This window comes from Dyella sp. M7H15-1, assembly GCF_004114615.1.
In the GTDB taxonomy this organism is placed as follows: domain Bacteria; phylum Pseudomonadota; class Gammaproteobacteria; order Xanthomonadales; family Rhodanobacteraceae; genus Dyella_B.
Window position 1 is genome coordinate 2,579,335 of sequence record NZ_CP035300.1, and the last position, 19,610, is coordinate 2,598,944.

Below are 19,610 nucleotides of genomic sequence, written 5' to 3' on the forward strand. Positions count from 1 at the left end.
CACCTGGAAGGAATGCAATGAGTTTCGATGAAGTTATGCAGCGGATGCTGCCTGAGCAACAAGGCAAATCGGCCCACATCACGGATCACTATGGAGCAACCAATCCAATTCGTAACTACCGACCACACGATGGGGTCGACTTCAATTACACAGGTGGACAAAATGGTCTCAATCTAACGCATCCCACCATCAACTCGCCCGTTGACGGTGAGGTAACTTTCGTTGGCGGCCAATTCGGGACCATCAAGATTCGCGATGTCGAAGGCTACAGCCATGAGATCCTGCATACGAACGACCAGAGTGTGCAGGTGGGTCAGCGCGTTGCTTCTGGAGGCTCGATAGGCACCATGGGTGGCCGTGGTCCTGGCGGTCCAACTCAGTTCGCTCAGCACGTTCACTATCAAATAGAAGATCCACAAGGGAAGCGCATCAATCCACAAGAATGGTGGAATCAACGTGAGGCAAATACCGATTCGGCTTTGGCGCTCAATCCGGTCAAAGCTTGGAGCTATCCCTTCCGTGCCAAAGATGGCCGCACGGAAATTACCGGCCGGCAAACGTTCTTCGGCGCCTTTTCACAGATGGACGATGGTTACTTCCCCATAGGCGTTAATGGTTTTCCCCACGGCGGCGTGCACTTCGGCGCTGCGACCGCCGGCAGCTTCGATCAGGCCGATGGTGTGCGCTGCATCGCTGATGGCGAGATCGTCGCTTACAAACTCGATGACACCTATCCGAAGCTGCATTTCACGCAGGACGATCACTGGGCGATGTATTCAACCGGCTTCGTGCTGGTGCGGCACACCCTGGCGTTGCCGTCCGTGCCGAACAGTCCGGTGTCGGCCAGCGACACGCAAACGCTCTACAGCCTCGCCATGCATATGGCGGACTGGTCGACCTATCTGGCTGAGGGTGCGCTCAAGCGACCCGGATGGTGGATCGGCGTGGAGGCGTTTCGCATCGGCAATGCCGACCGGCAACGCGGTGGCGAGACCAAGGGCGCGCGAGTACGCACGGAGCCCAAGGCCGATACGCGCGGGCGTTACACCGCCGGAGCGTTGGTGGGCTTCCTGCCCGAGGGTAGTGAAGTTCGCATCGGCGAAAAGCACGGCCCCTGGGGTCACATCATCTCCATTAGCGCAGGCGGCATGATCAGCCCCGACAGTGGCGGCACATTCGGCGGCGACGACGATCTGAACGGGCCGTGGTACGCGCCCGGCAACGACAAAACCAGACCGGTCACGCCGCGCGGCGACTGGGGCTGGATTTACCTGCACGAACAGCATGCCGTTACGGCGCCGACCGGTGTCGGCAGCGTCGTCATTCCGCCGGAGCCCATTCCCATCAAAGCCGGCACATTGCTAGGCCAGCTCGGCGAGTACATCGACTACGAGCGATCCACGCCACTGCCGCCGCTGCCCATGCGCCAGTTGCTGCATCTGGAAGTGTTTGCGGGCGAGGACTTCAAAGCGTTCCTGGACAGGAGCCGGGCGCGCGCCGCACAGCTTCCCGCCGAGCAGAAGACCGTGCTGATGGTGAAGGCCGGCACGCGGTTCGTCGCCAGCGCGACACCCTCTGATCGGCAACTGGCCGACATGTATCCCTCCGCGTTTGCCGAGGCCAAACCCACCGCGGACAGCCCCAGCGACGGTCCTTGGGTCAAGGTCCAGCCGATGTACCGATCACCGTGGGGCCATCACGATATCGAGCGTGACGGATCGCCGGTCTGGATCGAGCGGGACAAGCTGGCGCAGGTCACTGCCACCACGCCGGCCTGGTCGCGATTTCCCCTGCAGGTTAACGCGGCGAACGGGCCGACCAGCGACTTTATCGAAACCCACACCCGTGCCGAGCTGGAGGGTCTCGATGGCCGCGACCGCGCCGTCGATGATCAGGGACATCGGTGGTGGCGCTTCGATGTGGGCACCGCCGATGGGAAATCCACCACCGGCTGGCTGAGCCAGAACCACCCGGGCAGCGAATGGGTCAGCCCATGGGCATGGCCGGGTTTTGAAGTCGTAGATGCAACCGGCATCGCCTTGACCGATGCGTTCCAGCGCAACCTCGTTGTCACCGGCTCGGCGGACTGGCAAGAAGCGGGGAAATACAAAGAGGCGGTGGAACGAGTCAATGCCAGCCCGCTGCTGCGCCGGCTGGAGCAGGTGCTGGGCAAACACGTCAGGAAGGATACCTACGGCCGCGAACTGCCCAAGAACAAGTACAGCATCGTCACCGCGCGCGCCTTGCAGGAAGCCATGCGCCTCCCGTGGCTCGCCAGCGAGATCAGCCACCTGATCCTGCGTTATGAAAGCGAATGGAGCGGCAACATGGGCCGATGGGAAGCGATCACGCCGTTGATGCGCCACGCGCGGCAGAACTGGGAGTGCGAGGTGCAACGCATTCACAAGTTGCAATGGTGGAACGAGGTGAAGGGCAAGGTGGCGGGATTTCCGGACAGCCCGGTGGTGTATCACATTCATCCGATTGCGTTGGTGGGGAATTTCGAAGGCGCATGCCCAGAAAGCTGCAAAACAAAAGTAGTCGAATTCCAGACTAGCGAAGGGATATTTCAAGTTTCGAAACGAGCATTCGAATTCGTGCTCTCCACAGAGGACTACAGAGCTCACCCATACGTTCCGTCCGGCGATCAATCGAGCGGCGTTACCGTTGGATACGGATACGATCTCGGTCAACAAACGTCTGCAACAATTGCCTCCGAGTTGAGCGGGATCTTCTCGCCTGAGCAAATCACAAGCCTTCAGCAAGCATCAGGACTACACGGCGACACTGCTAGGAATTTGCTACCTTCGTTAGCAAACATTTCGATTAGTCGAGACATGGCGCTTCGTCTGGCCGTGGTAATGAAGGGGAGATATGCACAATATACGGTAGATGCATTTCCTGGGGTGACAAAATTGCACCCTCATTGCCAAGGGGCGCTACTAAGTCTTGTAATAAATCGCGGCCCTGGGCTTGTCGACAAGCCGCACCAGAAAACTCGCGAACAAATGAGATCCATTAAATCCGATATCGAGAACAGTAAGACGAAAGACGTTCCTGTTCAATTGCGATCGATGAAGTCTCTATGGGCCGGCAGCGGTCAAGGCGGCTTAGTAGAACGTAGAGAACAAGAGGCCATTCTTTTTGAAAGTGGAATGACATGTAATTGTTGGAGATAGAATCATGAAAAAGCTCTTCGTTTTATCTGTTTTTATTCTGTCGCTTCCAAATCTAGCCGGCGCGGGAGTTCTTTGCAATGGCAAAACAACACATGCACTTGAAGAGTGCGCACAAAGTAACTTCAAATTATCTGATGATCAATTGAATGTTTTTTACAAAGATTTTTCATCCAAACTTTCGAGGGACCAAAAGGCGCTATTGGTGGATGCCCAGCGTGAATGGATCAAATATAAAGAGAGCACATGTCAAGCGGCCTATGATGCAACGTCGCCAGGCGAGGAAGCTGGGATTGATAAATGGACGTGCTTGGATGAGGTCACAAGGGCGCGCATAAATGAGCTTCATTATCTTGACTCTGGTATCGGAGGGGACAGCTTCTTACACGCGGTGGATGTGGTCGCAAAGCTGTATGAAGGCGGGAATAGAGATCGATTTATCGAGAAACTCTCCAAGCAACCGGCAAGTAAAGACGATCAACATTGGGGCGCATATGTAAGCAAAAACTGCATACTGGCCGTTCAGCGCTTACACGAAGAAAGGAATCTCTGCGTAGCTAGGCAAAACTTTTACAGCTATCCATTAAGATGCGGCCATGGACCAGCGATCTGCCCGACCTGCGACGTCATGGCTCGAAGTTGGGCACAGTCCATATCCCCTCCAATTACGTCAAGTCGGGAGATGTGTGGCGAGATGATATGAGGAAGAAAGAATTGTATGTCCCCGAGGAAGATGAAATCAAAGGACACACAACCTTGAAAGTACGTCAGGGTGAATTACTAAAATGAAAAAAGATACGATCGAAAAAATTCTAGCCCTTCTATTTCTGGCCGCAGCATTCGAAGGTTGTCGCGCGACAGCAGGGCCGGATGCTGGGGTATCGTCAACCCTTGCAAATGGTTCGAATGAATTTGAGGGTCGATGGTCGCCAAATTGCGAAAGATTTGAAGGCTTCAAGGTAGGAAATAACCTTCGCGCTAACTTTGTCATTAATTCAAACCAGATTAATATTAATATCCATCTAAAAATAAGTGGTGTAGAAGACAATTTAATATCAATCTATTTTGATTCGCCGTCCGATCTAGGAAGAGGTGGAATTAATCTGGATTGGGCAGATTTCTCAAAAAATATTCCAATTGCCATTGGTGAGATTGATGGAAAAAATAGCATGAGATTAAATTGGAGTGGATTCTATAACACAAAGTCATTTTTGTATCAGTGGGTTAATCAACCTGATTTTTACGAAAAAAGAAACGTTATTCTTTTTCATAGGTGCGCAAGCTAAAGCCAAAATCTTTTGGACCCGACAGAACCTGAGCGCGACAAAGCACAAGGCGAGCTGAGCAATGAAGGCGACTATTAAATGTGTTGCATTGGCTTTGACGCTAAGTTGGACAGATCTGTTCGTCCTCAATGATAACGGAGACAAGATAACACCTGTTACGAAGACGTTTGTTGGCTGCTACAAACCATGAAAGAACTCCTCTTTTTAGCATTTTTGTTTTATCGATCCTGAGCCCGGTCGACGCGGGAGTTCTTTGCAATGGCAGAACTACGCATGCACCTGAAGAATTCGCACAAAGCAACTTCAAATTATCCGATGATAAATTGAATGATTTTTACAAAGATTTTTCATCCAAACTTTCGAGGGACCAAAAATCTTGACCGGCTCGTACACCATGAGCATTGAAGGCCGCAATGTGGCGCGAGTGGCTGACCTGGTGTCGTTCCGGCAAATCGGCACCCATCGCATCATCTCCGATGTGTGTAATCGGATGGGCTAAATCGGGTGGATGACTGTCTAAGGACGAACATATGATAAAGATATACAGCGCCTTGGTTGCGAAGGCGATCGCTTGGATTTTTCTGGCTTCTTATTTCAACGTAGTTCATGCCAACAAATCATTTTCGGGCGAATGGAGATATGTCCAGTACATAGACACATCAAAAAAGCCCTATTCCACTTTCGATATCAGATTGGTGGAGGGCAACGATGGAAAAATTCAAGGATCTTATTGCTTTATAACTCAGGGCGGAAACAGGATTGACTGTGACCCTGATGGTGAAGAAATCAATATCACCGGTCGAGCTGCGCCAGATGATAGCTCGACGGAAGTCCATTTTTACTCTTTCTTTGGAGCAAAAGATGGAGTTGCTAGGCTTTCGAGGGTTGGAAATGATCTGATTTGGCAGGTCATCAAGAACCCAAGCGGCGATTTCTTTTACGGGCCATACAAAGCTTAGAGCATGTCGTCATAAGATTCTGAGCCACATGACGAGGCAGCGAATTTGCACAGCGGCAAGGAAAGAGGACAGATTCTTCGCGTAGCGTGTCGCCACACCACGCCACTGTTTCAGGTACAAAAACGCATTCTCAACCAGGTGGCGATGACGATACAGGTACGTGTCGTAGTCGCGCGGCTCTTTTCGGTTTTTACGTGGCGGAATATGCGCCTGCATGCCTTGCTCATGAGCCTGCTCAACAATGGCATCACTGTCATAACCTTTGTCGGCCATGAGATGCTCAGCAGGAATGTCTTTGATCAGTTCCGCGGCCTGCGAACAATCTGCCCGGGTACCCTCTGTAACAAGAATTCGGACTGGCATACCATGCGCATCCACGGCCAAATGTATCTTGGTGTTGCGCCCCCTTTTGTGAGACCTATGCCCTGATTGCCGCCACGAGCTCCCGCTGCATGAGGATGAACCTTGCAGTGACTGGCATCGATCATCAGCCACTCAAAGTCCGGCTCATCCATCACACGTTCCAACAGACCTTCCCATGTGCCGTTATCGCGCCAGCGACAAAAGCGCCGATGGGTATTCTTCCAATCGCCGTACTCGGGTGGTAAATCTCGCCACGGCGCTCCGGTGCGAAGTATCCAGAACACTGCGTTGATGAATTGCCGATTATCTTTGGCTACACGCCCCCATCGGCCCGCTTGACCCGGCAAATGGGGTTCAAGCAAACCCCATTTTTCATCGGAGATGTCATGGCGTCGATAGGCTGCAGTCACAGAGGATTCCATCCAGCAAGATTCGATGGCAGGTAGTTAACCATATTTCAACACCTCATGACGACAGGCTCTAGCTAAAAAAGACATCCGATGATAAACATCGTGGAGAACGCCGGGTAGTAATTGAAGGGGCTTATTTATACGATTACCCATCAAATTCCTTTGCCACCAATACCTACGTGATAAAGGACGACTATGTGAAGTTACTAAACATTTCTGATGATTTAAAGTTTTGGAAAATTCTATATATCCGTGCAGATGGAGTCGTGATCGAGCGTTGGATCAACTGCAATGCGATAAATTTCTGTCCGTAAAATGCAAATGCGATGAAAGAGGAAGAAAGAAGGACTGATCTTGGAAGTGGATCCATCGAAAGCGGCGATGGATGGTGCTATCGAGGTCGCCGCCTTAAGCAGACCACTGGCAAGTACAACTACGCAACGTTCAATTCAGCCTATCCATCAATATGACCAGGATAAATTGTCGATTTTACAAAAAATCCTGAACTTCCCCTGCTGTCACTGGCTCGGCGGACTGGCAAGAAGCGGGGAAATACAAAGAGGCGGCGGAACGAGTCAATGCCAGCCCGCTGCTGCGCCGGCTGGAGCAGGTGCTGGGCAAACACGTCAAGAAGGATACCTACGGCCGCGAACTGCCCAAGAACAAGTACAGCATCGTCACCGCGCGCGCCTTGCAGGAGGCCATGCGCCTCCCGTGGCTCGCCAGCGAGATCAGCCAGCTGATCCTGCGTTATGAAAGCGAATGGAGCGGCAACATGGGCCGATGGAAAGCGATCACGCCGTTGATGCGCCACGCGCGGCAGAACTGGGAGTGCGAGGTGCAACGCATTCACAAGTTGCAATGGTGGAACGAGGTGAAGGGCAAGGTGGCGGGATTTCCGGATAGTCCGGTGGTGTATCACATTCATCCGATTGCGTTGGTGGGGAATTTCTCGTCACCATGCAAATGCATTAACTACGATGCAATACTAGTTAAAAGAGCCGCACCAGCATATCGTGATAGTCAGATTGTTACTCACAGCCACTACCGTCTTTCCATAGACACGAAACCTGGACGATTAGCCGGTAATAGTAGGCGGGCGGGAGACGCAAGCAAACAAGTTCAGATGCAAGTAATCGACATTCTTGTTGAAAAAGCTCGGGCGCACCGTCTCAGTCGAGAAGATATTGCCATGGTTCTCGCAATGACGAGACATGAATCTGGATTCAACCCCGATGCGGCCGCTGGTACAACGTCGGCGTCTGGACTTGGGCAGTTCGTCGACCAAACCGCTACCGCTTACGGAATCAGGACAGATGAGCAGCGCTTTGACGCCGAACAAGGAGCAGAGGCAATGGTCGAGCATTACCTTGAAAATAAGAGGTTGGCTCAGAATGGAGGTGCAAAGGGACGAAATTTATTCATAGATATATATGCCTACCATCACGATGGCCCATCATTAGCATACGGCGGTCGACAAATATCAGAATCAAGTGTAATGCCTTGGTTCGACACCATCGTGGCTAACATTTGCGCCGACATAGCGGATTGAGGAGATACATGAGATTCGTTTTTTTCGCGTTTTTTTCATTTTTCCTTGCAACCCATGCTTATTGCAAAGAACCTTCAACTTCGATCGAAGACAAAAATTTGCGCGTTGTGCCTACTGATGTTGATTCGGCGGTCGTCAACGATAAATCCTTTGCCACCTTCAAACAGTTGAACTGCAAAACAAGAGATGTTGAAGTTGTGCTATCCATAAGCGATCTAAATAAAACATGGTTTGTCACGACGGCGGATGGGTGTGGCTGGGGAGCTGCTTTAGCTCCTATCTGGATAATTGCACAGACTAACTCGCAGCGTATCTCCTTGCTTCTTTCCACTGGAGGGTACGCGTTGATTCCATCGAACATATTTCATAATGGGATGGCTGACATTGTCATCTCCGCTGGCACTTCGGGTGAAAGCGAATCTAAGGCGTATATTTTTGACGGGAAATTGTATGTCCCCAAGTCACGAAAATAATTTTCATGGGCACACTCAAGGAGTAGAAAAATGCAGTTCATCGCATGGGTGGGTGACAATACAACCTGCGGCGGAAAAATCTTGACCGGCTCGAGCACCATGAGCATTGACGGGCGCAATGTGGCGCGAGTGGGTGATCTGGTGTCGTGCCCTGCAGCTCGCGGTGCAGCGAATCAAGCCCCCGCCGGCATCAGCAACAACAGTGCCGCGCCCAGCGCAATGCGATACCAAGCAAACCACGTAAAGCGATGCGTGCGGATGTAGCCCAGCAGCCATTTCACGGCCACGAACGCCACGATCAGCGACACCACGAATCCGACGATCAGCGCCGTCCAGTCTTCGTGCGCGGCGCCACCCTGCTTGAACACCTTCAACAACTCGTAAGCCGTGGCCGCGTACATGGTGGGAATGCCGACCAGGAACGAGAACTCCGTCGCCGCCGGCCGATTGCTGGTGCCGGCCAGCATCGCTGTGAAGATCGTCGCACCCGAGCGCGAGGTGCCGGGAAAAATGCCCGCCACCATCTGCGCGATGCCGACCAGAATCGCCACGCGCCAGGTGACCTCGCTGCAATCGACCTGTCTGGCCGCCATCGCCTCCGCACCCAGCATCCAGAAACCGCCGATCACCAACGCCCACGCGATCGGCGTCACCGTTTCCGGCAGCTTGAAGCCAAAGTGCGTGACCACCAGGCCGAGCGCGCAAGTAATCAGGAACGCCACGGACAGTTTGAACAGATACGCGCGATTGGCCGGAGCCCGCCACTGCGTCAGCAACTGCCAGATCCGCTTCCAGTAGATCAGCGTGATCGCCAGGATCGCCCCCGCCTGGATGCCCACGTTGAACAGTTCCGAACGCGCACCCAACCCGAAACTTTCGGCGATCAGCAGGTGGCCGGTACTGGAGATCGGCAGGAATTCGGTAATACCCTCGACAATGCCGAGCAGGATGATGTTGATCAGGTCATGCACGCGGAGAACTCCTTTGGGGTGCGTGGCGGGAGGCGGCACAAGCGGTATAGCTTAAAGTCTGTTTCCCTCACGCCAGATGCCTTGGCAGTGCTGTTTTATTAGCGCCATAAATGGGCAAAGCAAGTTCCATTATGGTGCATAAGCCGCGCTTTGGAATGTGCGGTCCTGATATAATTCATTGAAAAAAGACGTGTTTCATAGCTGGTACGGTGTTTGCCTAGAAGCACGCGCGACCCCCTTTCACGAAACCTCGAGGTTTACATGTCCACCAAGAAAGTGCTCGACCTGATCCAGGAACATGAGGTCGAGTTCGTCGACCTGCGTTTTGCCGACATGCTCGGCAAGCACCACCACGTGACCTTCCCCGCCCACGCCATCGACGACTCCACCTTCGAAGACGGCAAAATGTTCGACGGCTCCTCGATCTCGGGCTGGAAAGGCATCAACGAGTCGGACATGGTGCTGCTTCCCGATCCGGACACCGCCTACCTCGATCCGTTCAGCTCCCACACCCAGCTGGTCCTGCATTGCGACGTGCTGGAGCCGAGCACCATGCAGGCCTACGGCCGCGATCCGCGCTCCATCGCCAAGCGCGCCGAGGCGTACCTGAAGTCCACCGGCGTGGCCGACACCGCTTTCTTTGGTCCGGAGCCGGAATTCTTCATCTTCGATTCGGTGCGCTGGCAGAACGACATGGGTCGCGTGTTCTATGAAATCGAATCGCAGGAAGCCGCGTGGAGCTCGCGCTTCAAGTACGACGAAGGCAACAGCGGCCATCGTCCGGGCGTGAAGGGCGGCTACTTCCCGGTCAGCCCGGTCGACTCGCTGGGCGACCTGCGCGCCGACATGTGCAAAGTGCTGGAGTCACTCGGCCAGGTGGTGGAAGTGCATCACCACGAAGTGGCCAACGCCGGGCAGTGCGAAATCGGCACCAAGTTCAACACGCTGGTGAGGAAGGCCGACGAACTGATGACGATGAAGTACGTCATCAAGAACGTTGCCCACCAGAACGACAAGACCGTCACCTTCATGCCCAAGCCGATCGTCGGCGACAACGGCAGCGGCATGCACGTGCATCAGTCGCTGGCGAAGGAAGGTAAGAACCTGTTCTCCGGTGATCTCTACGGTGGCCTGTCGCAGACCGCGCTGTGGTACATCGGCGGCATCTTCAAGCACGCCAAGGCCATCAACGCCTTCGCCAACTCCACCACCAACAGTTACAAGCGCCTGGTGCCGGGCTTCGAAGCACCGGTGATGCTGGCCTACTCCGCGCGCAATCGCTCGGCGAGCTGCCGCATTCCGTTCGTGTCGAACCCGAAGGGCCGTCGCATCGAGCTGCGCTTCCCCGACCCGATGCAGTCGGGCTATCTCACCTTCACCGCGCTGATGATGGCCGGCCTCGACGGCATCCTCAACAAGATCGATCCGGGTGCGCCGGCCGACAAGGATCTCTACGATCTGCCGCCGGAAGAGGAAAAGAACATTCCGCAAGTGTGCTCCAGCCTCGACGCCGCACTGGAAGCGCTGGACAAGGACCGCGACTTCCTCAAGGCCGGCGGTGTGTTCACCGACGACTTCATCGATGCCTACATCGAACTGAAGATGCAGGAAGTCACCCGCTACCGCGCCAGCACGCATCCGCTGGAATTCCAGATGTATTACGCGATGTGATTGCGGTTGCACGCGATGAACATCAACGGGCGCCTCGGCGCCCGTTGATGTTTCCGGTGGATGCTCCACTACGTGGACACCCTTCCGCGTTTCTCGGACAATCTTCCATGCCGCTCCCACCAAGGAGGCATCATGCCGGTCATCTCAATGTTTTACGGCATCAATCATCCGAATGTATCTGATCGATAACAAGCATCACCATGCACCTCACATCCACGCGAGGTATGCGGAGTTTGAAGCATCGGTCTCCATCTCCGAAGGCGAGATCCTCGCAGGCGAACTTCCAAAAAAGCAGCTTCGACTCGTTCAGGCGTGGATAGAGTTGCACCGCGACGAGCTGATTGCTGATTGGGAGCTGGCGATTAGTGGCGAAAGCCCGTACAAGATCGCTCCACTTTGAGGTACTCCAATGTATTGGGACGTCAAAAAAGTAAAACCGCTCGATGATTACAGGCTTTTTGTAGAGCTCGAAGACGGCAGAATCGGAATCTTTGACGTGAAGCCTTATCTGAATCACGATGCGTTCAAAGAGCTTCAGAACAGGGATTACTTCAATCAAGTTGGCATTTTATTTGGCGCCGTTACGTGGCCGCACGAACAAGATATCGCTCCGGAAACACTCCTGGCTGAGTTGCAGCCTTGTGATGCCTCGGCTGCGTAAGAGCCCGCAAGCGACAGAAATCGCTCGTTTCCTGGGCTTGTTAGCCTCCTCAATCGGACACCGCGAAAGCTGGCGCCATCTTGCGACGAACTGCTGCATCGCATCCGCGATATCCGCGGCTCCGAGAAACGCTCTACCAGGAGCTGCGCGATCTGTTCAAAGCCAGCAGCAGCGATTACGACGGCAGCGCGCAAACGGCCAAGACCTTCTTCGCCACCATCCAGAATAAGCTGGTCTTTGCTGTCACCGGCCAGACCGCCGCCGCTTGGAAGAAGCGCAGGTGGCGGAACAAGAGGCCTCCGAAGATCTTAAGGGCGACCTTTACGAAGGTCCGCTGCAAAAGAACGCGGAAGACACCAAGAGCGGCGCCGGTAAATACTTCACCCCACGCGCGCTGATCCAGGCCATGGTCGAATGCGTGCAACCGGAGCCGAAGAAAACGGTGGCAGGACCCTGCCTGCGGCACCGGCGGCTTCTTTTTTCTGGGCGTGCACGAATGGCTTAATCGCCAGAAGTTGAACAAGGCTCAGGCACAGTTTCTTCGCCATCAAACCTTTTATGGCAACGAAATCGTGCCAAGCGCACTGCGATGGTACTTGGTGAAACAAACAACGGGCGCTTCGGCGCCCGTTGTCGTTGCGCGCGTCACCGCGTGCAAGTCACCAGCCGCCGCCATGGCTTGGCTATGCTGTTGGGATCGGTGATGAAATTCTCGTCCGGTTGCTGGTTTTGCGTCCAATGAACAACCTCATAAAGCCAGTTGTCGTAGGAAACCTTTACACCCGGCGTGTCGTATACCTTGCTGCTGATCCATGCTTCCACGCCATCGCAATGGCCACCGCCAGGTTCTTTCGGCGCCACCATCACGGTGGCATGAAACGTTGACGAATGCAGACCGTCGCTGACGGCTACCGATACCTCAAAGGGTTCCGGGGCTTGTACGGTGGGCGCGGTGATCGTGAGCGTGTTAGTCGTAGCGCCCTCCGGATCCAGAAACCCACCATGGCTCCATTGATAAGAAAGTTCATGGCCGCCCGGGCTGCCGGCATCGGCCACCGCCGAAAATCGATCGCCGCTTCGAACCTCGGACACCACCACGATATCGCCGATGGGCGGCAACTGGTCGCCTGGGCCGTAATAGGTATATGGCGCCGACATGTCGGTGTTTTCCCAGATGGGCTTGTCTAGCGACGGCAAATGCAGATTCTCGACCGTCTGTCGCGTAGCGGCGGTGATCGGCATACCCCATTTTTCATAGAAGGGAATCAAATTGCGGCCGGCAACACGACTGGTTTCGATGACCACGCGCGCTTGCTTTTCCGCCTTTGCTACTCCTGGATAACCCTTCAGTGCACGAGATTCACGCGCATACCGTGGATAGAACGTCGGCCCGAATGCCAGGTGCAGCTGCCAGAACATTCCCAGACGGATAAACAGGTAAGCTCGGTCGTAGCTTGGATTCAGTTGATCCCAGTTCTTCGAAGTTTGGTCCAGATAACGTTTGATTTTCGGCCATACATTGTCCACCTCCAGCTCGCTCTTCAGGTCGAAAAGATTGGTTTGAACCCATAAGGAAGTCAGGTTGTTGGAGGTCTCGTCATCCATCGGATATGACAGGTCGCGGGCGACATCCATGGTCAGGTCGTCGTGTTGAAGGATGTGTCCAAGTTCATGCCAGGGTCCCCAGCCATCGGTTTCGAGCAGATGCTTGTTAACCACGGCCTTGATGGCGTCGTCCGCATACGCCGTACGATACTGCCATGCATACATATAAGAGTCGCAGCCCACGCATTCCACAAAGTGATGCGGCAATCGCGGAGAGTCGTGCGGAGCTTCGTTGTCCAGTGCCAGGCCGTATTGGGCTTCGCCGACATTGATAATGCGATCCCAGTTTTCCAGCACTCCGACGGGATCGTCTACGAATCGTCGGGCACGTGCCAAGGTCAAGGTAATCATCGCTCGCTGACTAATCAATTCGGCATACGGAGCGTTTGCATAGGTCTGAAGCATGTTTGCCCAATCGGAGTCGCCATGCTCCCCCAGTATGAAGCGGGGCATGGGATGTCCGCCGGATTCAATATCGACGGTCATCACCCCGCCGCTAGGCTGATTTTGGACTGCGATATAGACAGCCCCCTTCTTGCTTGCATGGATGGTGTTGATGCCAGAACGCAGACGGACTTTCTGCGCTTCGTCGTACTCCCACGTATCGTCATCCAGCGAATGGATCCACACCGATGGCATGGGCGAAGGTGCTGCACCTGAATATTGAAAATCAATCACCAAGGTGTCGCCGGCATTGACCCAATAGCCTGTCGAGCGCATCGGCGTCAACGCAAATTCGTTGATTGTCCGCTGCGCGATCATGAACTGCTTATCAGGCAACGTCGCTTGCACAAGCGTGAAAAATCGTGGCGGCAAAATAGCTGCGTGCAACGTTGGATGATCCAGTGCGGCTATTCTTGTCTGGCCTTGCGTGGAGCGCTTGTGCGCAGGAATCGCCGGTATGTGCAACTCTGTCGCAGGCGTTCTTTCGCGTGGGTGTCTCATATCTACGCGCTTGTCGTCCGCATGTAACGACAGCGCCAGGCAGGATAGGCCGCAGAACAGCATGCTAAAGAGAAAAGCTTTCACGTTATGTCCCTCCTTTAGACGACGCAAACCCGTTTTGGTGTTCACGCTTGGTGATCCACGCACAACGGCATGGATAAGGCGGAGTGATGAAATAACCCACTCGAAACAGTTCTTGCGGATGGCAATACATGCGCCGCTTTTATCGAGCGCTACGTCAGCACAATATTGGCGAGACAGGATGAAAGTTCGGTGAAACGATAGACCTCGATTTGAGAGCTATGCACAGCCTCGCGTCGGGAGAGTGTGCGGGTCAACAGGTTGGGGTGTACGGCAACTTGTCGCAGCAATCCCTGCGGGGTACCACGATGAATGCGCTTGCCAGCACGATTGGCAACACCATTGCCGAGCAGATGGTGATGGAATCGCAAGCCAAGGCGCAGACTGTTGCTGCTGGAACGTGTTGCTTCGGTCTTTCAGTGCCGCAAGTAGCCTATGTCGCTGGTCCCATCCGGCGCCACCCGACGCAGCAACGCATTGAACCAGCGACGTTTCTGCACCAGGTCGCTGTCGATCAACCATTGCGACTTGTTGGCCACCAGGGCTGCAACAGGTAAACCATCTTCATAGAGCACGCGGGTACCTGCCAGCGCGGGCAAGCGGTCGCCAGCGAGTACGGTGCCGACAAGATTGAGCGGGTCGCTGCCGCTCAGGCAGACGCATTGCTGTTCGAGGGAGCGCTGACGAATGCTGCGTAGCTGGCCGATGGCTTCGGGCAGCGCGAATTGTTCGCCGATCAGGCCTTCCACGAAACGGCCGCCGCGGATGTCGCCACGGGCTTCCAGTCGATGGTAGACGCGCAGCAGTTCGCGCCAGCTTGGAAGCCAGGAGGCTTCGCGTTCGAGCAATTTCCAGAAGACCACACCGTAGCGGCGTAGCAGCGTGCGGGCAATGTGCTCGATCGGATCGGTGTCGTCGCCGACTTGGCTATGGGGCGTGGACTTGCGCACCAGCGACCAGCGGCCGGCATCTTCGATGTCACTCAGCGCATGACGACGTACACGACGATGCCTGGGTGATTCGCGCTTGGCTGCAGGAGTGAGCAGCACACGCAGGCCGGCGAAACTGTCGGCGGTGACACGGCCGGCGGAGACCAGCTCGCCGAGCGCATTTTCCAGTTCCGTACGTAGAAGATGCGCGCCATCGATCAGTTCGTCGAAGAACAAGGCGCCGTGTGCGGCCAGTGCATCGATAACAGCTTGCGCGCGTGAAGACAGCAACAGCTCCTGTTCCTGATGGCGATCGGCGATGGAGGTCCAGATGCCGAGCTGGCGGCGTGGGAGCAGCACAATGGGCGTGGCGCGTATCGGGCCGCCACTGCCACCGCCGCTGCGCAGGCGATTCCAGCCGATACGGCCCGCGCGGCAGAGTTCGTCCAACCAGCGGCTGGCATAGTCTTCAATGCGCGCGGCAAGCAGTTCACTTTCCCAGGCGCCCGCAGCGGCTTCGTAACCTTCGAGCTGGGTAAGTACGGCGCCGAGCGCATCGGGGCCTTTGAGCCGCGTAGTGGGTGTGGTGTGCTGCCAGTCGAGCAGAAAGCGCATCAGATCGCGGCGGCTGACGGGTTCGATTTCGCGACGCAGGCGGCCGATGGTGTAGCGGTGGATGCGTGCCAGCAGATGACGTTCGCACCATTCGACGTCGTTCGCCTCTCGCGTAAAACGGCCTTGCATCACATAGCCTTCGGACTGCAGGCGGATCAATGCGAGTTCGACATCGGACATTTCCACGCTGAGCGAGGCGGCGAGCGCGGACACGGTGACGGGACCGAGACCGGTGAGGCGGCCGCGCACCAGTTCGAGCAGGGCGTCTTCGCGCGTCCAACCCTGGGCGGCGTATTCGGCGGGTGCGGCGATGGCTGGGTGCATCGATACGCTGCCGTGAATGGTTTGCCAGAGAGGAAGTTTTTCGGCGCAGGCCCACACGTCGCACGAGCTTGGCCCTTCCCCTTGCGAGCAAGGGGAAGGAGTAAGGAGCGTGGCGCGATGGACGTTTGCTAGCTTGTGTAACCAGTCGCGCCAACCCGCATTGGCTTCGACTTCGTGGGTGGTAACAAAGCCAAGCACGTTCAGCGCTTCGTGCATTTCATCCGCACTGCGTACCTCAGGCCATGCTTCGGCGCGCACCGCGGCGATGGCTTCGGGATCGAGCTTGGCCAGATCGTCGGTATCTTCAATGCCGTTCCAATGGCGTGTTTGGACGGCACGCGTGCGGCGTTCTTCCAATGGCGCATCGTCGAGGAAGGCATAGGGCGCGGCGCTGAGTATTTCGCTGGCAAGCGGACTGGGCGCGGTGAGGTCGCGCGCAACGACTGTGATGGCGCCAGATTCCAGGCCCTTCAGGATATGCAACAGACCGTCCACGTCCATCGCCTCGCGCAGGCAATCGTGCACGGTCTGGTTGACCAGGGGATGATCCGGAATCTGGCGTTCGCCGGCGATGTTTTCCAGGCACGCTATTTGATCGGGAAAGACGGTGGCGAGCAGGTCTTCGCTTTTCATGCGTTGCAATGGCGCGGGGACTTTCTTGCCGCCGACATAGCGCGGCAAGGCCAGCGCGGTGACGGCATTCCAGCGCCAGCGCACCGGGAACAGCGGTGCATCGAGCAGCGCTTGTACCAGCACGTGTTCGGCGCTGCTGCTGTGTAGATAACGTGCGACTTCTTCTAGTGGAAAGCTGTGGCTGGTGGAAAGCGACAGCACGATGGCGTTTTCGGTTGCCGCGGCCTGCAATTCGAAATTGAACTGGCGGCAGAAGCGTTTACGCAACGTAAGGCCCCAGGCGCGATTGATGCGGCTGCCCCAGGGCGTGTGGATCACGAGCTGGGTACCGCCGGATTCATCGAAGAAGCGTTCGAACACGAGCGTGGATTGCGTGGGCAGCACCCCAAGCGCGGCCTTAGCTTTGGCCAGGTATTCCACGATCTGCTGTGCAACGGATTCGTTGAAGCCCAGCGTCTCGCGCAGCCAATCGAACGCGGCCTGCACGCCACCCGCATCGATACGCGCAACCACTTCCTCGCGCAGGCGTGATACCCCGACCGAAAGCTCATTGCTGCGCCCGGGTGCTTCCCCCAGCCAGAACGGAATGCTCGGCGGTGCGCCTTGCGCATCTTCCACGCGTACGCGGTCGCGTTCCACGCGAAGAATGCGGTAACTGGTATTGCCGAGCTGGAAGATATCGCCAGCCATGCTTTCGATCGCGAAATCTTCATTGACCGTGCCGACGATGGTGGCTTGTGGTTCCAGCACGACCAGGTAATCGGCCATGTCAGGAATGGTGCCGCCGGAGGTGACGGCGGTCAGCCGGGCGCCACGTCGTGCGCGTAGTTCGTGATGCACGGCATCGCGATGTACGTAGGCCGCGCGCGCACCGCGCCGTGTGGTGAAACCGTCGGCCAGCATGCGCACGATGGCGTTGAATTGCTCGCGGGGCAGCGCGCGATAAGGGTAAGCGCGCCGAACCAGATCGAACAGCGCATCTTCATCCCATTCGGTGCAGGCCACTTCGGCGACGATCTGCTGCGCCAGCACGTCCAGCGGTTGCGGTGGTTGCATCAGCGTGTCGAGTTCGCCGCGGCGCACGCAGTCCAGCAGTGCAGCGCATTCGATCAGATCATCGCGGCTGGTGGGGAACAGGCGCGCTTTCGGTGTGCCGTTGACCGCGTGGCCGGAGCGGCCGGCACGTTGCAGGAACGCGGCGATGGAGCGCGGGGACGAGAGCTGGCAAACCAGATCGACGTCCCCGATATCGATGCCCAGTTCCAGCGAGGCCGTGGCGATCAACACGTTCAGTACGCCGCGTTTCAGGCGCTGCTCGGCGTCGAGCCGTTGCTCTTTGGCGAGGCTGCCATGGTGCGCGGCGACCGCATCGCGGCCCAGGCGCTCGGATAGGTGCCGCGCGACGCGTTCGGCCATGCGCCGGGTATTCACGAACACCAGGGTGGTGCGATGTTGTTCGGCTAACTGGACGATCTGGTTGTAGACCAGTTCCCAGGTGTCGTTGGACATCACCGCTTCAAGCGGCACCGGCGGCACTTCGATGGCGAGATCGCGTGCGCGCGCGTGGCCGACATCGATGATGGCGCAACGCTTCTCCCTCTCCCCCACCAAAAAATTCGCCACATCTTCAATCGGCTTCTGCGTCGCCGACAAACCAATGCGCAACAACGGCCGCTGGCACAACGCCTCAAGCCGCTCCAAGGTCAGCGCCAGATGCGCGCCACGCTTGCTCGCAGCAACCGCGTGGATTTCGTCGACGATCACGCTGCGCACCGTCTTGAGCATCTCGCGCCCGGACAGCGAACCCATCAGCACGTACAGCGATTCCGGCGTGGTGACCAGAATATGTGGCGGCGCCTTGCGCATCAGGTTGCGCTCGGGTTGGGGTGTGTCGCCAGTACGCACGGCGGTGCGGATCGGTGCACCGGGCAGGCCGCGTTTTTCTAGCTGTTCGCGAATGCCTTCCAGTGGCGCTTCAAGGTTGATGTGGATGTCGTTCGACAGCGCCTTTAAAGGCGAGACGTATACGACGCGCGTTTCGTCTGGCAGGGTGCCGCCGCGTGCCACGGCTTCGTGCACCAGCGCATCGATAGCCGCGAGAAAGGCGGTGAGGGTTTTACCCGAGCCAGTTGGCGCTGCGACCAGCGTATGCTGCCCTGCCCTGATCGCCGGCCATGCGCGCGCCTGCGCGGAAGTTGGCGTAGGGAACGTGGCTTCAAACCACGCGGAGACGGCAGGATGGAACGCGTGCAGCGGCATCGTCGATGGCCCGAGGTCGAGCGGTGCGGTTCGTCGATCATACATAATTCACGTCTGTCCATTTGCTGAAACAATAGGTGTCTGAACTATATTTGCCTTGACAAATATTGTTGGCGGCAATAGAGTGCGCTGCCATGAACACAGCCCCGCTCATTACTCCTTCTCGTCAGGAAAGCCTTGGCGTGCTGATCGGCCTCGTCCGTATGGAGCTGGTGCGTGGCATCGAAGCGGAAATCGCTGCCAAGGGTCTGGATTTGCGCTTTACGCAGTTCCTGATCCTCAAGCGGCTGGCCGCCCTGGGCCCCATGACGGCCACCGAACTGGCTCGGGCGGTGGAGCTGGATGGTGGCGCAATGACCAGGCAGCTCGATCAACTGGAGGGTAGAGGCTTCTTGCGCCGGCATCCGCACGAGCAGGACCGGCGCGCGTTGCGCATCGAACTGACCGAAGCAGGCCATGCGCTGTGGCAGCAACTTACCGATTGCAATGAACGCGTCCTGCAAGCGGCGCAACGTTCGTTGACCGACACCGAAAGCAAGCAATTGCACGATTACCTGGAGCGAGTGCTGCACGCACTTCGCGACAAGAACTGATTGATCCGGCAGGCTAGGGAGGGCTTGCCACGAATCGGGCACTGACATGTTTGATTCGCCGGAGCTGGGTTCGGACTCGTGCCGAGCCCGGTGCGTTATGAAAG

Annotated in this window: 16 protein-coding genes; 12 read left to right on the forward strand and 4 right to left on the reverse strand. The window is 56.4% G+C overall.

Going from position 1 to position 19,610, the window contains the following annotated elements:
* The first annotated feature begins 17 nt into the window (after positions 1-17).
* The 4 genes from EO087_RS11995 to EO087_RS12010 all read left to right on the forward strand — a co-directional run bounded on the left by EO087_RS11995 (position 18) and on the right by EO087_RS12010 (position 5,421).
* The gene (locus EO087_RS11995; RefSeq protein WP_128899071.1) at positions 18-3,179 is read left to right on the forward strand and encodes a M23 family metallopeptidase; all 3,162 of its coding nucleotides are present in this window, start codon (positions 18-20) and stop codon (positions 3,177-3,179) included.
* 4 nt (positions 3,180-3,183) lie between these two features.
* Entirely contained in the window at positions 3,184-3,879 is a 696-nt protein-coding gene (locus EO087_RS12000; RefSeq protein ID WP_128899072.1) for a lysozyme inhibitor LprI family protein, read from the forward strand.
* Between the two features lie 82 nt (positions 3,880-3,961).
* The gene (locus EO087_RS12005) at positions 3,962-4,462 is read left to right on the forward strand and encodes a hypothetical protein (protein WP_128899073.1); all 501 of its coding nucleotides are present in this window, start codon (positions 3,962-3,964) and stop codon (positions 4,460-4,462) included.
* Positions 4,463-4,992: 530 nt separating this feature from the next.
* Positions 4,993-5,421, forward strand: coding sequence for a hypothetical protein (locus EO087_RS12010; protein WP_128899074.1), 429 nt, complete (start codon positions 4,993-4,995; stop codon positions 5,419-5,421).
* A gap of 9 nt (positions 5,422-5,430) precedes the next feature.
* Here EO087_RS12010 and EO087_RS12015 read toward each other — a convergent pair.
* Positions 5,431-6,206 (reverse strand): IS5 family transposase gene (locus EO087_RS12015; RefSeq protein ID WP_240669003.1). Its coding sequence is split into 2 segments (ribosomal slippage): positions 5,431-5,837 and positions 5,837-6,206, totalling 777 coding nucleotides; the frame shifts between segments, so codons are not numbered across the junction.
* A gap of 598 nt (positions 6,207-6,804) precedes the next feature.
* Here EO087_RS12015 and EO087_RS12025 point away from each other — a divergent pair.
* Together EO087_RS12025 and EO087_RS12030 are read left to right on the forward strand one after the other, a co-directional pair.
* Positions 6,805-7,746: a lytic transglycosylase domain-containing protein gene (locus EO087_RS12025; protein ID WP_205744358.1), complete on the forward strand. Its 942-nt coding sequence runs from the start codon at positions 6,805-6,807 to the stop codon at positions 7,744-7,746.
* 8 nt (positions 7,747-7,754) lie between these two features.
* Entirely contained in the window at positions 7,755-8,219 is a 465-nt protein-coding gene (locus tag EO087_RS12030) for a hypothetical protein (protein ID WP_128899075.1), read from the forward strand.
* A gap of 173 nt (positions 8,220-8,392) precedes the next feature.
* Here the strand turns inward: EO087_RS12030 and EO087_RS12040 are convergent, their stop codons facing one another.
* A complete protein-coding gene (locus EO087_RS12040; protein ID WP_128899077.1) occupies positions 8,393-9,190 on the reverse strand; it encodes an undecaprenyl-diphosphate phosphatase in 798 nt (265 codons plus the stop codon).
* 261 nt (positions 9,191-9,451) lie between these two features.
* Between EO087_RS12040 and glnA the strand changes: the two genes are divergently transcribed.
* The 5 genes from glnA to EO087_RS16940 all read left to right on the forward strand — a co-directional run bounded on the left by glnA (position 9,452) and on the right by EO087_RS16940 (position 12,027).
* Positions 9,452-10,861, forward strand: a complete 1,410-nt coding sequence (gene glnA / locus EO087_RS12045; RefSeq protein WP_128899078.1) for a type I glutamate--ammonia ligase — start codon at positions 9,452-9,454, stop codon at positions 10,859-10,861.
* A gap of 172 nt (positions 10,862-11,033) precedes the next feature.
* Complete coding sequence (locus EO087_RS12050) at positions 11,034-11,261, forward strand: DUF4160 domain-containing protein (protein ID WP_128899079.1); 228 nt, start codon at positions 11,034-11,036, stop codon at positions 11,259-11,261.
* Between the two features lie 9 nt (positions 11,262-11,270).
* Positions 11,271-11,522, forward strand: coding sequence for a DUF2442 domain-containing protein (locus EO087_RS12055; protein WP_128899080.1), 252 nt, complete (start codon positions 11,271-11,273; stop codon positions 11,520-11,522).
* An 80-nt stretch (positions 11,523-11,602) separates the two neighbouring features.
* Positions 11,603-11,920 (forward strand): RhuM family protein, encoded by a 318-nt coding sequence (gene rhuM / locus EO087_RS16935; RefSeq protein WP_343132936.1) that lies wholly within the window; start codon positions 11,603-11,605, stop codon positions 11,918-11,920.
* Complete coding sequence (locus EO087_RS16940; protein ID WP_343133215.1) at positions 11,857-12,027, forward strand: N-6 DNA methylase; 171 nt, start codon at positions 11,857-11,859, stop codon at positions 12,025-12,027. Before rhuM ends, EO087_RS16940 begins: the two co-directional genes overlap by 64 nt.
* A gap of 140 nt (positions 12,028-12,167) precedes the next feature.
* Here the strand turns inward: EO087_RS16940 and EO087_RS12070 are convergent, their stop codons facing one another.
* Together EO087_RS12070 and EO087_RS12075 are read right to left on the reverse strand one after the other, a co-directional pair.
* Positions 12,168-14,156 (reverse strand): M60 family metallopeptidase, encoded by a 1,989-nt coding sequence (locus EO087_RS12070; protein WP_128899081.1) that lies wholly within the window; start codon positions 14,154-14,156, stop codon positions 12,168-12,170.
* 413 nt (positions 14,157-14,569) lie between these two features.
* On the reverse strand, positions 14,570-18,913 hold the full coding sequence (locus tag EO087_RS12075) for a DEAD/DEAH box helicase (protein ID WP_128899929.1): 4,344 nt from the start codon (positions 18,911-18,913) through the stop codon (positions 14,570-14,572).
* Between the two features lie 134 nt (positions 18,914-19,047).
* On the opposite strand from EO087_RS12075, the gene EO087_RS12080 reads away from it, so the two are divergent.
* Positions 19,048-19,506: a MarR family transcriptional regulator gene (locus EO087_RS12080; RefSeq protein ID WP_128899082.1), complete on the forward strand. Its 459-nt coding sequence runs from the start codon at positions 19,048-19,050 to the stop codon at positions 19,504-19,506.
* Positions 19,507-19,610 lie beyond the last annotated feature (104 nt).

Excerpts from the sequence above, each read along its gene's own strand:
- EO087_RS11995 (WP_128899071.1), top strand. The coding sequence starts at position 18 with ATGAGTTTCGATGAAGTTATGCAGCGGATGCTGCCTGAGCAACAAGGC.
- EO087_RS12000 (WP_128899072.1), top strand. The coding sequence starts at position 3,184 with ATGAAAAAGCTCTTCGTTTTATCTGTTTTTATTCTGTCGCTTCCAAAT.
- EO087_RS12005 (WP_128899073.1), top strand. The coding sequence starts at position 3,962 with ATGAAAAAAGATACGATCGAAAAAATTCTAGCCCTTCTATTTCTGGCC.
- EO087_RS12010 (WP_128899074.1), top strand. The coding sequence starts at position 4,993 with ATGATAAAGATATACAGCGCCTTGGTTGCGAAGGCGATCGCTTGGATT.
- EO087_RS12030 (WP_128899075.1), top strand. The coding sequence starts at position 7,755 with ATGAGATTCGTTTTTTTCGCGTTTTTTTCATTTTTCCTTGCAACCCAT.
- glnA (WP_128899078.1), top strand. The coding sequence starts at position 9,452 with ATGTCCACCAAGAAAGTGCTCGACCTGATCCAGGAACATGAGGTCGAG.
- EO087_RS12050 (WP_128899079.1), top strand. The coding sequence starts at position 11,034 with ATGTATCTGATCGATAACAAGCATCACCATGCACCTCACATCCACGCG.
- EO087_RS12055 (WP_128899080.1), top strand. The coding sequence starts at position 11,271 with ATGTATTGGGACGTCAAAAAAGTAAAACCGCTCGATGATTACAGGCTT.
- EO087_RS12075 (WP_128899929.1), bottom strand. The coding sequence starts at position 18,913 with ATGCCGCTGCACGCGTTCCATCCTGCCGTCTCCGCGTGGTTTGAAGCC.
- EO087_RS12080 (WP_128899082.1), top strand. The coding sequence starts at position 19,048 with ATGAACACAGCCCCGCTCATTACTCCTTCTCGTCAGGAAAGCCTTGGC.